The organism is Klebsiella sp. BIGb0399 (genome assembly GCF_003752615.1).
Classification (GTDB): Bacteria; Pseudomonadota; Gammaproteobacteria; order Enterobacterales; family Enterobacteriaceae; genus Klebsiella; species Klebsiella lignicola.
Genome location: NZ_RKHT01000001.1, coordinates 16,416 through 26,336, shown reverse-complemented (window position 1 = coordinate 26,336; position 9,921 = coordinate 16,416). Strand labels below are relative to the sequence as shown.

At 50.3% G+C, this 9,921-nt stretch carries 21 protein-coding genes and 1 pseudogene; 21 read left to right on the top strand and 1 reads right to left on the bottom strand.

All coding sequences use genetic code 11. The annotated features are described in order from the left end of the window. The 3 genes and pseudogenes from tuf to bfr all read left to right on the top strand — a co-directional run. Positions 1-132: pseudogene (tuf, locus tag EDF82_RS00235) on the top strand (elongation factor Tu); the annotation flags it as partial. Positions 133-312: 180 nt separating this feature from the next. Next, on the top strand, positions 313-507 hold the full coding sequence (bfd, locus tag EDF82_RS00230; protein ID WP_004106366.1) for a bacterioferritin-associated ferredoxin: 195 nt from the start codon (positions 313-315) through the stop codon (positions 505-507). 73 nt (positions 508-580) lie between these two features. Then, positions 581-1,057: a bacterioferritin gene (gene bfr / locus EDF82_RS00225; RefSeq protein WP_123753637.1), complete on the top strand. Its 477-nt coding sequence runs from the start codon at positions 581-583 to the stop codon at positions 1,055-1,057. 7 nt (positions 1,058-1,064) lie between these two features. Here the strand turns inward: bfr and EDF82_RS00220 are convergent, their stop codons facing one another. Next, positions 1,065-1,508 (bottom strand): A24 family peptidase, encoded by a 444-nt coding sequence (locus tag EDF82_RS00220; protein ID WP_123753636.1) that lies wholly within the window; start codon positions 1,506-1,508, stop codon positions 1,065-1,067. 380 nt (positions 1,509-1,888) lie between these two features. Between EDF82_RS00220 and rpsJ the strand changes: the two genes are divergently transcribed. From rpsJ to rplR, 18 genes are all read left to right on the top strand, one after another. Continuing rightward, positions 1,889-2,200: a 30S ribosomal protein S10 gene (rpsJ, locus tag EDF82_RS00215; RefSeq protein WP_001181005.1), complete on the top strand. Its 312-nt coding sequence runs from the start codon at positions 1,889-1,891 to the stop codon at positions 2,198-2,200. A 32-nt stretch (positions 2,201-2,232) separates the two neighbouring features. Then, a complete protein-coding gene (rplC, locus tag EDF82_RS00210) occupies positions 2,233-2,862 on the top strand; it encodes a 50S ribosomal protein L3 (RefSeq protein ID WP_004868374.1) in 630 nt (209 codons plus the stop codon). 10 nt (positions 2,863-2,872) lie between these two features. Next, entirely contained in the window at positions 2,873-3,478 is a 606-nt protein-coding gene (gene rplD / locus EDF82_RS00205) for a 50S ribosomal protein L4 (RefSeq protein WP_000424395.1), read from the top strand. After that, positions 3,475-3,777 carry a 50S ribosomal protein L23 gene (gene rplW, locus EDF82_RS00200; RefSeq protein WP_004868363.1) on the top strand — a complete coding sequence of 101 codons (303 nt, stop codon included), beginning with the start codon at positions 3,475-3,477 and terminating at the stop codon, positions 3,775-3,777. Before rplD ends, rplW begins: the two co-directional genes overlap by 4 nt. Positions 3,778-3,794: 17 nt before the next feature. Further along, positions 3,795-4,616 (top strand): 50S ribosomal protein L2, encoded by an 822-nt coding sequence (gene rplB / locus EDF82_RS00195; protein ID WP_002919786.1) that lies wholly within the window; start codon positions 3,795-3,797, stop codon positions 4,614-4,616. Positions 4,617-4,632: 16 nt separating this feature from the next. Then, positions 4,633-4,911 carry a 30S ribosomal protein S19 gene (rpsS, locus tag EDF82_RS00190; RefSeq protein ID WP_001138115.1) on the top strand — a complete coding sequence of 93 codons (279 nt, stop codon included), beginning with the start codon at positions 4,633-4,635 and terminating at the stop codon, positions 4,909-4,911. 14 nt (positions 4,912-4,925) lie between these two features. After that, complete coding sequence (gene rplV, locus EDF82_RS00185) at positions 4,926-5,258, top strand: 50S ribosomal protein L22 (protein ID WP_002919773.1); 333 nt, start codon at positions 4,926-4,928, stop codon at positions 5,256-5,258. Positions 5,259-5,275: 17 nt separating this feature from the next. Then, positions 5,276-5,974: a 30S ribosomal protein S3 gene (gene rpsC / locus EDF82_RS00180; protein ID WP_123753635.1), complete on the top strand. Its 699-nt coding sequence runs from the start codon at positions 5,276-5,278 to the stop codon at positions 5,972-5,974. Positions 5,975-5,986: 12 nt separating this feature from the next. Continuing rightward, complete coding sequence (gene rplP, locus EDF82_RS00175; RefSeq protein ID WP_002919759.1) at positions 5,987-6,397, top strand: 50S ribosomal protein L16; 411 nt, start codon at positions 5,987-5,989, stop codon at positions 6,395-6,397. After that, entirely contained in the window at positions 6,397-6,588 is a 192-nt protein-coding gene (gene rpmC / locus EDF82_RS00170) for a 50S ribosomal protein L29 (protein ID WP_123753634.1), read from the top strand. Before rplP ends, rpmC begins: the two co-directional genes overlap by 1 nt. After that, positions 6,588-6,842 carry a 30S ribosomal protein S17 gene (rpsQ, locus tag EDF82_RS00165; protein WP_004868357.1) on the top strand — a complete coding sequence of 85 codons (255 nt, stop codon included), beginning with the start codon at positions 6,588-6,590 and terminating at the stop codon, positions 6,840-6,842. The genes rpmC and rpsQ overlap by 1 nt, the downstream gene beginning before the upstream one ends. A 160-nt stretch (positions 6,843-7,002) precedes the next feature. After that, positions 7,003-7,374 carry a 50S ribosomal protein L14 gene (gene rplN, locus EDF82_RS00160; RefSeq protein ID WP_004160583.1) on the top strand — a complete coding sequence of 124 codons (372 nt, stop codon included), beginning with the start codon at positions 7,003-7,005 and terminating at the stop codon, positions 7,372-7,374. Positions 7,375-7,384: 10 nt separating this feature from the next. Then, on the top strand, positions 7,385-7,699 hold the full coding sequence (gene rplX / locus EDF82_RS00155; RefSeq protein WP_041142967.1) for a 50S ribosomal protein L24: 315 nt from the start codon (positions 7,385-7,387) through the stop codon (positions 7,697-7,699). Positions 7,700-7,713: 14 nt separating this feature from the next. After that, positions 7,714-8,253, top strand: a complete 540-nt coding sequence (gene rplE, locus EDF82_RS00150; protein ID WP_041142966.1) for a 50S ribosomal protein L5 — start codon at positions 7,714-7,716, stop codon at positions 8,251-8,253. Between the two features lie 14 nt (positions 8,254-8,267). Beyond that, positions 8,268-8,573, top strand: coding sequence for a 30S ribosomal protein S14 (rpsN, locus tag EDF82_RS00145; RefSeq protein ID WP_002919667.1), 306 nt, complete (start codon positions 8,268-8,270; stop codon positions 8,571-8,573). A 33-nt stretch (positions 8,574-8,606) separates the two neighbouring features. After that, positions 8,607-8,999: a 30S ribosomal protein S8 gene (rpsH, locus tag EDF82_RS00140; RefSeq protein ID WP_004106343.1), complete on the top strand. Its 393-nt coding sequence runs from the start codon at positions 8,607-8,609 to the stop codon at positions 8,997-8,999. Positions 9,000-9,011: 12 nt separating this feature from the next. Then, the gene (gene rplF / locus EDF82_RS00135; RefSeq protein ID WP_123753633.1) at positions 9,012-9,545 is read left to right on the top strand and encodes a 50S ribosomal protein L6; all 534 of its coding nucleotides are present in this window, start codon (positions 9,012-9,014) and stop codon (positions 9,543-9,545) included. Positions 9,546-9,554: 9 nt separating this feature from the next. After that, positions 9,555-9,908: a 50S ribosomal protein L18 gene (rplR, locus tag EDF82_RS00130; protein WP_000358960.1), complete on the top strand. Its 354-nt coding sequence runs from the start codon at positions 9,555-9,557 to the stop codon at positions 9,906-9,908. Positions 9,909-9,921: the final 13 nt, after the last annotated feature.

The window sequence follows — 9,921 nt, the reverse complement described above, 5'->3', positions numbered from 1 at the left end:
ATGCCGGGCGACAACATCAAAATGGTTGTTACCCTGATTCACCCGATCGCGATGGACGATGGTCTGCGTTTCGCAATCCGTGAAGGCGGCCGTACTGTTGGTGCGGGCGTTGTAGCTAAAGTTCTGGGCTAATTTATTAGTTCTGAATTAAAAAGGGCGCTCAGGCGCCCTTTTTGCTGCCTGCCATTTACGACGACAGCAATGTTGTCGCTTGATTAAAACGTGCTTCACTGCCGGTATTTCACCAATAGTCTATTGTAATTATAACTATTCTCATTTACACTTTTGATCATAAATTGAACGGGAGTCGGTATGTACGTTTGTTTGTGTAATGGTGTAAACGATAAAAAAATTCGTCAGGCCGTACGTCAATTTCATCCTCAATCTTTTCAGCAACTGCGCAAATTCATTCCTGTGGGAAATCAATGCGGTAAGTGTGTCCGTGCCGCCCGCGAGATTATGGAAGATGAATTAACCCGCATGCCTGAGTACCAGGAGATCGCTTAAGCGCTCCGGGTTTTCTTTGACATCTATATAGCCCGAACTACGCTTCAATAAGTGGAAGCGGAGGGACTATATAATGAAAGGTGATGTCAAAATCATAAGTTATCTCAATAAATTATTGGGAAATGAGCTTGTCGCAATAAATCAGTACTTTCTTCATGCCAGGATGTTCAAAAACTGGGGCCTGATGCGCCTCAATGATGTTGAATATCATGAGTCCATCGATGAAATGAAACACGCCGATAAATACATCGAGCGGATTTTGTTTCTCGAAGGCATTCCCAATCTGCAGGATCTCGGAAGACTGGGCATCGGTGAAGATGTCGAGGAGATGTTGCAATCTGATTTAAGACTGGAGCTGGAAGGCGCAAAAGATCTGCGTGAAGCGATCGCTTATGCCGATAGCGTTCACGACTATGTCACTCGCGACATGCTGATCGAAATTCTTACTGATGAGGAAGGCCATATTGACTGGCTGGAAACAGAGTTGGATCTGATCGGTAAAATCGGGCTACCAAACTATCTTCAGTCACAGATCAAAGTGGCAGACTAACTCGCGTTTACCATCCACACCAAAAACCCGCTGCAGCCAAAAAAGGGCCAAACGGCAGCGGGTTGTTTAATGACCCCATCGTTTTACCCGACAGCATCAAAATCAGCCATCCGCCACAGGCCAGAAGTGAGGCCATAAAGATTAACTGTGGTAACAGTTGCCAGCCATGCCAGGCGCCGAGCGCGGCCAGAAATTTTACATCCCCATAGCCTAATCCTTCATAGCCGCGAATCCCGCGATAAAACCAGTAGATCAACGCGAAGGCGAGATAGCCGGCGATGGCACCTGCAACGGCATGTTCCAGTTTCAGTGGGGCATAACAAAGATAATAGAGAAGGCCACTCCAAAGCAGGGGACAGGTCAGGCGGTCAGGAAGTAACCCGTCCCGTAGATCGTACCAGCACAGCGCGAGTGTAAAACTGCTATAGACAAGTAAGTAGGGGAGTGCCATCGATTCATTGCCCTGGCTGCGGAGTGTATACGCAGAGTCTGGAAGAAAGGGGGGCCAGTGGCAAAGGGCAGAGCTGACAAGCGCGAGCGGCTTTCCGAGGTTTTGACCCTATTTCATAGTGTTTCGGTGCCTGGCCGGGCCGGCACGCAAAAATGATTGCTGATTTTGTATGCAGTACTTGCGTAAGGCCGGAATTTGCGTATAATGCGCGGGCCTGTCAAAATTGGCAGGCTGGTTCGATATGAACCCTGATAGAGCAGTTAGCTATCAAACAATGTTCCCAATCGGGGAACTATGTAAGAACGGTTACACTCTCCCATCAATCGTAATGGGTATGAGGAGTAATCATTTCGTCTATAAATAATTGGAGCTCTGGTCTCATGCAGAACCAAAGAATCCGTATCCGTCTTAAAGCGTTTGATCATCGTCTGATCGATCAATCAACCGCGGAAATCGTCGAGACTGCCAAGCGCACTGGTGCGCAGGTTCGTGGTCCGATCCCGCTGCCGACCCGCAAAGAGCGCTTTACCGTTCTGATCTCTCCGCACGTCAACAAAGATGCGCGTGATCAGTACGAAATTCGCACTCACAAGCGTCTGGTTGACATCGTTGAGCCAACTGAGAAAACCGTTGATGCTCTGATGCGTCTGGATCTGGCTGCCGGTGTAGACGTGCAGATCAGCCTGGGTTAATCAGGTCATCGAGCGATTGAGAGGTTGAAACAATGATTGGTTTAGTCGGTAAAAAAGTGGGCATGACCCGCATCTTCACTGAAGATGGCGTATCTATCCCAGTAACCGTAATCGAAGTTGAAGCAAACCGTGTTGCACAGGTCAAAGACCTGGCTAACGATGGTTACCGCGCAATTCAGGTTACCACCGGTGCTAAAAAAGCTAACCGTGTAACCAAGCCGGAAGCTGGTCACTTCGCTAAAGCTGGCGTAGAAGCTGGCCGTGGTCTGTGGGAATTCCGTCTTGCTGACGGCGAAGAATTCACCGTAGGTCAGAGCATTAGCGTAGAACTGTTTGCTGACGTTAAAAAAGTTGACGTAACCGGTACCTCTAAAGGTAAAGGTTTCGCCGGTACCGTTAAGCGCTGGAACTTCCGTACCCAGGACGCTACTCACGGTAACTCCTTGTCTCACCGCGTTCCGGGTTCTATCGGTCAGAACCAGACTCCGGGCAAAGTGTTCAAAGGCAAGAAAATGGCAGGTCAGCTGGGTAATGAGCGTGTCACCGTTCAGAGCCTGGACGTAGTACGTGTTGACGCTGAGCGCAACCTGCTGCTGGTTAAAGGTGCTGTCCCGGGTGCAACCGGTAGCGACCTGATCGTTAAACCAGCTGTGAAGGCGTGAGGAGATAGCAATGGAATTAGTATTGAAAGACGCGCAGAGCGCGCTGACTGTTTCCGAAACTACCTTCGGTCGTGATTTCAACGAAGCGCTGGTACACCAGGTTGTTGTTGCTTATGCAGCTGGTGCTCGTCAGGGTACTCGTGCTCAGAAGACTCGTGCTGAAGTAACTGGTTCAGGCAAAAAGCCGTGGCGCCAGAAAGGTACCGGCCGTGCGCGTTCAGGTTCTATCAAGAGCCCGATCTGGCGTTCCGGTGGCGTAACCTTCGCTGCTCGCCCGCAGGACCACAGTCAAAAAGTTAACAAAAAGATGTACCGCGGCGCGCTGAAAAGCATTCTGTCCGAACTGGTACGTCAGGATCGTCTGATCGTTGTCGAGAAGTTCTCTGTTGAAGCGCCTAAAACTAAGCTGCTGGCACAGAAACTGAAAGACATGGCTCTGGAAGATGTGCTGATCATCACCGGTGAGCTGGACGAGAACCTGTTCCTTGCTGCGCGCAACCTGCACAAGGTTGACGTACGCGATGCAACTGGTATCGACCCGGTTAGCCTGATCGCCTTCGACAAAGTCGTAATGACTGCTGATGCTGTTAAGCAAGTTGAGGAGATGCTGGCATGATTCGTGAAGAACGTCTGCTGAAGGTGCTGCGTGCACCGCACGTTTCTGAAAAAGCGTCTGCTGCGATGGAAAAAACAAACACCATCGTTCTCAAAGTTGCTAAAGACGCGACTAAAGCAGAAATCAAAGCTGCTGTGCAGAAACTGTTTGAAGTCGAAGTCGAAGTCGTTAACACCCTGGTAGTTAAAGGGAAAGTTAAACGTCACGGACAGCGTATCGGTCGTCGTAGCGACTGGAAAAAAGCTTACGTCACCCTTAAAGAAGGCCAGAATCTGGACTTCGTTGGCGGCGCTGAGTAAGTCGGAGGAGTAATACAATGGCAGTTGTTAAATGTAAACCGACATCTCCGGGTCGTCGCCACGTTGTTAAAGTGGTTAACCCTGAGCTGCACAAGGGCAAACCTTTTGCTCCGTTGCTGGAAAAAAACAGCAAATCCGGTGGTCGTAACAACAATGGCCGTATCACCACCCGTCATATCGGTGGTGGCCACAAGCAGGCTTACCGTATTGTTGACTTCAAACGCAACAAAGATGGTATCCCGGCAGTTGTTGAGCGTCTTGAGTACGATCCGAACCGTTCCGCGAACATCGCGCTGGTTCTGTACAAAGATGGCGAGCGCCGTTACATCCTGGCCCCTAAAGGCCTGAAAGCTGGCGACCAGATTCAGTCTGGCGTTGATGCTGCAATCAAAGCAGGTAACACCCTGCCGATGCGCAATATCCCGGTTGGTTCTACCGTTCATAACGTAGAAATGAAACCAGGTAAAGGCGGTCAGCTGGCACGTTCCGCTGGTACTTACGTTCAGATCGTTGCTCGTGATGGTGCTTATGTCACCCTGCGTCTGCGTTCTGGTGAAATGCGTAAAGTCGAAGCAGACTGCCGCGCTACTCTGGGCGAAGTTGGCAATGCTGAGCATATGCTGCGCGTTCTGGGTAAAGCAGGTGCTGCACGCTGGCGTGGTGTTCGTCCTACCGTTCGCGGTACTGCGATGAACCCAGTCGACCACCCACATGGTGGTGGTGAAGGTCGTAACTTTGGTAAGCACCCGGTATCCCCGTGGGGCCTGCAGACCAAAGGTAAGAAGACCCGCAGCAACAAGCGTACTGATAAATTCATCGTACGTCGCCGTAGCAAATAATATTAGAGGATAAGCCATGCCACGTTCTCTCAAGAAAGGTCCTTTTATTGACCTGCACTTGCTGAAGAAGGTAGAGAAAGCGGTGGAAAGCGGAGACAAGAAGCCCCTGCGCACTTGGTCCCGTCGTTCAACGATCTTTCCTAACATGATCGGTTTGACCATCGCTGTCCATAATGGTCGTCAGCACGTTCCAGTTTTTGTTTCCGACGAAATGGTTGGTCACAAACTGGGTGAATTCGCACCGACTCGTACTTATCGCGGCCATGCTGCTGATAAAAAAGCGAAGAAGAAATAAGGTAGGAGGAAGAGATGGAAACTTTAGCTCAACATCGCCATGCTCGTTCTTCTGCTCAGAAGGTTCGCCTTGTAGCTGACCTGATTCGCGGTAAGAAAGTGTCGCAGGCCCTGGATATTCTGACCTACACCAACAAGAAAGCTGCTGTATTGGTCAAGAAGGTACTGGAATCTGCCATTGCTAACGCTGAACACAACGATGGCGCTGACATTGACGATCTGAAAGTTGCGAAAATTTTCGTAGACGAAGGCCCGAGCATGAAGCGCATTATGCCGCGTGCGAAAGGTCGTGCAGATCGCATCCTGAAGCGCACCAGCCACATCACTGTGGTTGTGTCCGATCGCTGAGACTCTGGAGACTAGCAATGGGTCAGAAAGTACATCCTAATGGTATTCGCCTGGGTATTGTCAAACCATGGAACTCTACCTGGTTCGCGAACACCAAAGAATTCGCTGACAACCTGGACAGCGATTTTAAAGTACGTCAGTTCCTGACTAAAGAACTGGCTAAAGCGTCCGTATCTCGTATCGTTATCGAGCGTCCGGCTAAGAGCATCCGTGTGACCATTCACACTGCTCGCCCGGGCATCGTTATCGGTAAGAAAGGCGAAGACGTAGAAAAACTGCGCAAGGTCGTAGCGGATATCGCTGGCGTTCCTGCACAGATCAATATCGCCGAAGTTCGTAAGCCAGAACTGGACGCTAAATTGGTTGCTGACAGCATCACTTCTCAGCTGGAACGTCGCGTTATGTTCCGTCGTGCTATGAAGCGTGCTGTACAGAACGCAATGCGTCTGGGCGCTAAAGGTATCAAAGTTGAAGTTAGCGGCCGTCTGGGCGGCGCGGAAATCGCACGTACCGAATGGTACCGCGAAGGTCGCGTACCGCTGCACACTCTGCGTGCTGACATCGACTACAACACCTCTGAAGCGCGTACCACTTACGGTATTATCGGCGTTAAGGTATGGATCTTCAAAGGCGAGATCCTGGGTGGTATGGCTGCTGTTGAACAACCGGAACCGGCTGCTCAACCTAAAAAGCAGCAGCGTAAAGGCCGTAAATAAGGAGCGTCGCTGATGTTACAACCAAAGCGTACAAAATTCCGTAAAGTGCACAAAGGCCGCAACCGTGGTCTGGCGCAGGGTACGGATGTTAGCTTCGGCACTTTCGGTCTGAAAGCTGTTGGCCGTGGTCGTCTGACTGCACGTCAGATCGAAGCAGCACGTCGTGCTATGACCCGTGCAGTTAAGCGTCAAGGTAAGATCTGGATCCGTGTATTCCCGGACAAACCGATCACCGAGAAGCCGCTGGAAGTTCGTATGGGTAAAGGTAAAGGTAACGTGGAGTATTGGGTTGCCTTGATTCAGCCGGGTAAAGTCCTGTATGAAATGGACGGTGTTCCGGAAGAGCTGGCCCGTGAAGCCTTCGGCCTGGCAGCAGCGAAACTGCCTATCAAAACCACCTTTGTAACTAAGACGGTGATGTAATGAAAGCAAAAGAGCTGCGTGAAAAAAGCGTTGAAGAGCTGAACGCTGAGCTGCTGAACCTGCTGCGTGAGCAGTTCAACCTGCGTATGCAGGCTGCAAGTGGCCAGCTGCAACAGACTCACCTGCTGAAGCAAGTGCGTCGTGATGTTGCGCGCGTTAAGACTTTACTGACTGAGAAGGCGGATGCGTAATGACCGATAAAATCCGTACTCTGCAAGGTCGTGTTGTTAGCAATAAAATGGAGAAGTCCATCGTTGTTGCTATCGAACGTTTTGTGAAACACCCGATCTACGGTAAATTCATCAAGCGTACGACCAAACTGCACGTACATGACGAGAACAACGAATGCGGTATCGGTGACGTGGTCGAAATCCACGAATGCCGTCCGCTGTCCAAGACTAAGTCCTGGACGCTGGTTCGCGTTGTAGAGAAAGCAGTTCTGTAATAGAGCTGTGTTCTCAACGGATAAACGGCTCAGCGATGAGCCGTTTATTTTTTCTACCCATATCCGATTTCCGGTGTTATAATGCCGCGCCCTCGATATGGGGATATTTATTGGCCCGATTTTGGGTCTCAGTAGTAGTTGACATTAGCGGAGCACTAAAATGATCCAAGAACAGACTATGCTGAACGTCGCCGACAACTCCGGTGCACGTCGCGTAATGTGTATCAAGGTTCTGGGTGGCTCGCACCGTCGCTACGCAGGCGTAGGCGACATCATCAAGATCACCATCAAAGAAGCAATTCCGCGTGGTAAGGTCAAAAAGGGTGATGTGCTGAAGGCGGTAGTGGTGCGCACCAGGAAGGGTGTTCGTCGCCCGGACGGTTCTGTCATTCGCTTTGATGGTAATGCATGCGTTATTCTGAACAATAACAGCGAGCAGCCCATCGGTACGCGTATTTTTGGGCCGGTAACTCGTGAGCTTCGTACCGAGAAGTTCATGAAAATTATCTCTCTGGCACCAGAAGTACTCTAAGGAGCGAATCATGGCAGCGAAAATCCGTCGTGATGACGAAGTTATCGTGTTAACCGGTAAAGATAAAGGTAAACGCGGTAAAGTTAAGAATGTCTTGTCTTCCGGCAAGCTCATTGTTGAAGGTATCAACCTGGTTAAGAAACATCAGAAGCCGGTTCCGGCCCTGAACCAACCAGGTGGCATCGTTGAAAAAGAAGCTGCAATTCAGGTTTCTAACGTTGCACTCTTCAATGCGGCAACCGGCAAGGCTGACCGTGTAGGCTTTAGATTCGAAGACGGCAAAAAAGTCCGTTTCTTCAAATCTAACAGCGAAACTATCAAGTAATTTGGAGTAGTACGATGGCGAAACTGCATGATTACTACAAAGACGAAGTAGTTGGTAAACTCATGACTGAGTTTAACTACAATTCTGTCATGCAAGTCCCTCGGGTCGAGAAGATCACCCTGAACATGGGTGTTGGTGAAGCGATCGCTGACAAGAAACTGCTGGATAATGCAGCAGCAGATCTGACAGCAATCTCCGGTCAAAAGCCGTTGATCACCAAAGCACGCAAATCAGTTGCAGGCTTCAAAATCCGTCAGGGCTATCCGATCGGCTGTAAAGTAACCCTGCGTGGCGAACGCATGTGGGAGTTCTTTGAGCGCCTGATCACTATTGCTGTACCGCGTATCCGTGACTTCCGTGGCCTGTCCGCTAAGTCATTCGATGGTCGTGGTAACTACAGCATGGGTGTCCGTGAGCAGATCATCTTCCCAGAAATCGACTACGATAAAGTCGACCGCGTTCGTGGTTTGGATATTACCATTACCACTACTGCGAAATCTGATGAAGAAGGCCGCGCTCTGCTGGCTGCCTTTGACTTCCCGTTCCGCAAGTAAGGTAGGGTTACTTAATGGCTAAGCAATCAATGAAAGCACGCGAAGTAAAGCGCGTGGCTTTAGCTGATAAATTCTTCGCTAAACGCGCTGAACTGAAAGCTATCATCTCTGATGTGAACGCAACCGACGAAGATCGTTGGAATGCTGTTCTCAAGCTGCAGACTCTGCCGCGTGATTCCAGCCCGTCTCGTCAGCGTAACCGCTGCCGTCAAACAGGTCGTCCGCATGGTTTCCTGCGGAAGTTCGGGTTGAGCCGTATTAAGGTCCGTGAAGCCGCTATGCGCGGTGAAATCCCGGGTCTGAAAAAGGCTAGCTGGTAATTGTCACCAATTGAATCACGGGAGTAAAGACAGATGAGCATGCAAGATCCGATCGCGGATATGCTGACCCGTATCCGTAACGGTCAGGCCGCGAATAAAGCTGCGGTCACCATGCCTTCCTCCAAGCTGAAAGTGGCAATTGCCAACGTGCTGAAGGAAGAAGGCTTTATTGAAGATTTTAAAGTTGAAGGCGACATCAAGCCGGAACTGGAACTGACTCTTAAGTATTTCCAGGGTAAAGCTGTTGTAGAAAGCATTCAGCGTGTCAGCCGCCCAGGTCTGCGCATCTACAAACGTAAAGATGAGCTGCCGAAAGTTATGGCGGGTCTGGGTATCGCGGTTATTTCTACCTCTAAAGGTGTTATGACTGATCGTGCAGCGCGCCAGGCTGGTCTTGGTGGCGAAATTATCTGCTACGTAGCCTAATCGGAGGAAAAAATGTCTCGTGTTGCTAAAGCACCGGTCGTTGTTCCTGCCGGCGTTGATGTAAAAATCGACGGTCAGGTTATTACGATCAAAGGTAAGAATGGCGAGCTGACTCGTACTCTCAACGATGCTGTTGAAGTTAAACATGCAGATAATGCACTGACTTTCGGTCCGCGTGATGGTTTCGCAGACGGTTGGGCTCAGGCTGGTACCGCGCGTGCCCTGCTTAACTCAGTAGTTATCGGTGTTACCGAAGGCTTCACTAAAAAGCTTCAGCTGGTTGGTGTAGGTTATCGTGCAGCGGTCAAAGGGGATGTAGTAAACCTGGCTTTAGGTTTCTCTCACCCAGTTGAGCATAAGCTGCCGGCCGGTATCACTGCAGAATGTCCGACTCAAACTGAAATCGTGCTGAAAGGCGCTGATAAGCAGGTGATCGGCCAGGTTGCAGCAGATCTGCGCGCCTACCGTCGTCCTGAGCCTTACAAAGGCAAGGGTGTTCGTTACGCCGACGAAGTCGTGCGTACCAAAGAGGCTAAGAAGAAGTAAGGTAACACTATGGATAAGAAATCTGCTCGTATCCGTCGTGCGACCCGCGCACGCCGCAAGCTCCAGGAGCTGGGTGCAACTCGCCTGGTGGTACATCGTACCCCGCGTCATATTTACGCACAGGTAATTGCACCGAACGGTTCTGAAGTTCTGGTAGCTGCTTCTACTGTAGAAAAAGCTATCGCTGAACAATTGAAGTACACCGGTAACAAAGACGCGGCTGCAGCTGTGGGTAAAGCTGTTGCTGAACGCGCTCTGGAAAAAGGCATCAAAGATGTTTCCTTTGACCGTTCCGGGTTCCAATATCATGGTCGTGTCCAGGCACTGGCAGATGCTGCCCGTGAAGCTGGCCTTCAGTTCTAAGGTAGAGGTGTAA

Coding starts and splice junctions, on each gene's coding strand:
- rplN (WP_004160583.1), top strand. CDS start 7,003: ATGATCCAAGAACAGACTATGCTGAACGTCGCCGACAACTCCGGTGCA.
- rplB (WP_002919786.1), top strand. CDS start 3,795: ATGGCAGTTGTTAAATGTAAACCGACATCTCCGGGTCGTCGCCACGTT.
- rplP (WP_002919759.1), top strand. CDS start 5,987: ATGTTACAACCAAAGCGTACAAAATTCCGTAAAGTGCACAAAGGCCGC.
- rplV (WP_002919773.1), top strand. CDS start 4,926: ATGGAAACTTTAGCTCAACATCGCCATGCTCGTTCTTCTGCTCAGAAG.
- bfr (WP_123753637.1), top strand. CDS start 581: ATGAAAGGTGATGTCAAAATCATAAGTTATCTCAATAAATTATTGGGA.
- rplW (WP_004868363.1), top strand. CDS start 3,475: ATGATTCGTGAAGAACGTCTGCTGAAGGTGCTGCGTGCACCGCACGTT.
- rpsC (WP_123753635.1), top strand. CDS start 5,276: ATGGGTCAGAAAGTACATCCTAATGGTATTCGCCTGGGTATTGTCAAA.
- rpsJ (WP_001181005.1), top strand. CDS start 1,889: ATGCAGAACCAAAGAATCCGTATCCGTCTTAAAGCGTTTGATCATCGT.
- rplF (WP_123753633.1), top strand. CDS start 9,012: ATGTCTCGTGTTGCTAAAGCACCGGTCGTTGTTCCTGCCGGCGTTGAT.
- rpsQ (WP_004868357.1), top strand. CDS start 6,588: ATGACCGATAAAATCCGTACTCTGCAAGGTCGTGTTGTTAGCAATAAA.
- rplD (WP_000424395.1), top strand. CDS start 2,873: ATGGAATTAGTATTGAAAGACGCGCAGAGCGCGCTGACTGTTTCCGAA.
- bfd (WP_004106366.1), top strand. CDS start 313: ATGTACGTTTGTTTGTGTAATGGTGTAAACGATAAAAAAATTCGTCAG.
- rpsS (WP_001138115.1), top strand. CDS start 4,633: ATGCCACGTTCTCTCAAGAAAGGTCCTTTTATTGACCTGCACTTGCTG.
- rplC (WP_004868374.1), top strand. CDS start 2,233: ATGATTGGTTTAGTCGGTAAAAAAGTGGGCATGACCCGCATCTTCACT.
- rpsH (WP_004106343.1), top strand. CDS start 8,607: ATGAGCATGCAAGATCCGATCGCGGATATGCTGACCCGTATCCGTAAC.
- rplX (WP_041142967.1), top strand. CDS start 7,385: ATGGCAGCGAAAATCCGTCGTGATGACGAAGTTATCGTGTTAACCGGT.
- rpsN (WP_002919667.1), top strand. CDS start 8,268: ATGGCTAAGCAATCAATGAAAGCACGCGAAGTAAAGCGCGTGGCTTTA.
- rplE (WP_041142966.1), top strand. CDS start 7,714: ATGGCGAAACTGCATGATTACTACAAAGACGAAGTAGTTGGTAAACTC.
- EDF82_RS00220 (WP_123753636.1), bottom strand. CDS start 1,508: ATGGCACTCCCCTACTTACTTGTCTATAGCAGTTTTACACTCGCGCTG.
- rpmC (WP_123753634.1), top strand. CDS start 6,397: ATGAAAGCAAAAGAGCTGCGTGAAAAAAGCGTTGAAGAGCTGAACGCT.
- rplR (WP_000358960.1), top strand. CDS start 9,555: ATGGATAAGAAATCTGCTCGTATCCGTCGTGCGACCCGCGCACGCCGC.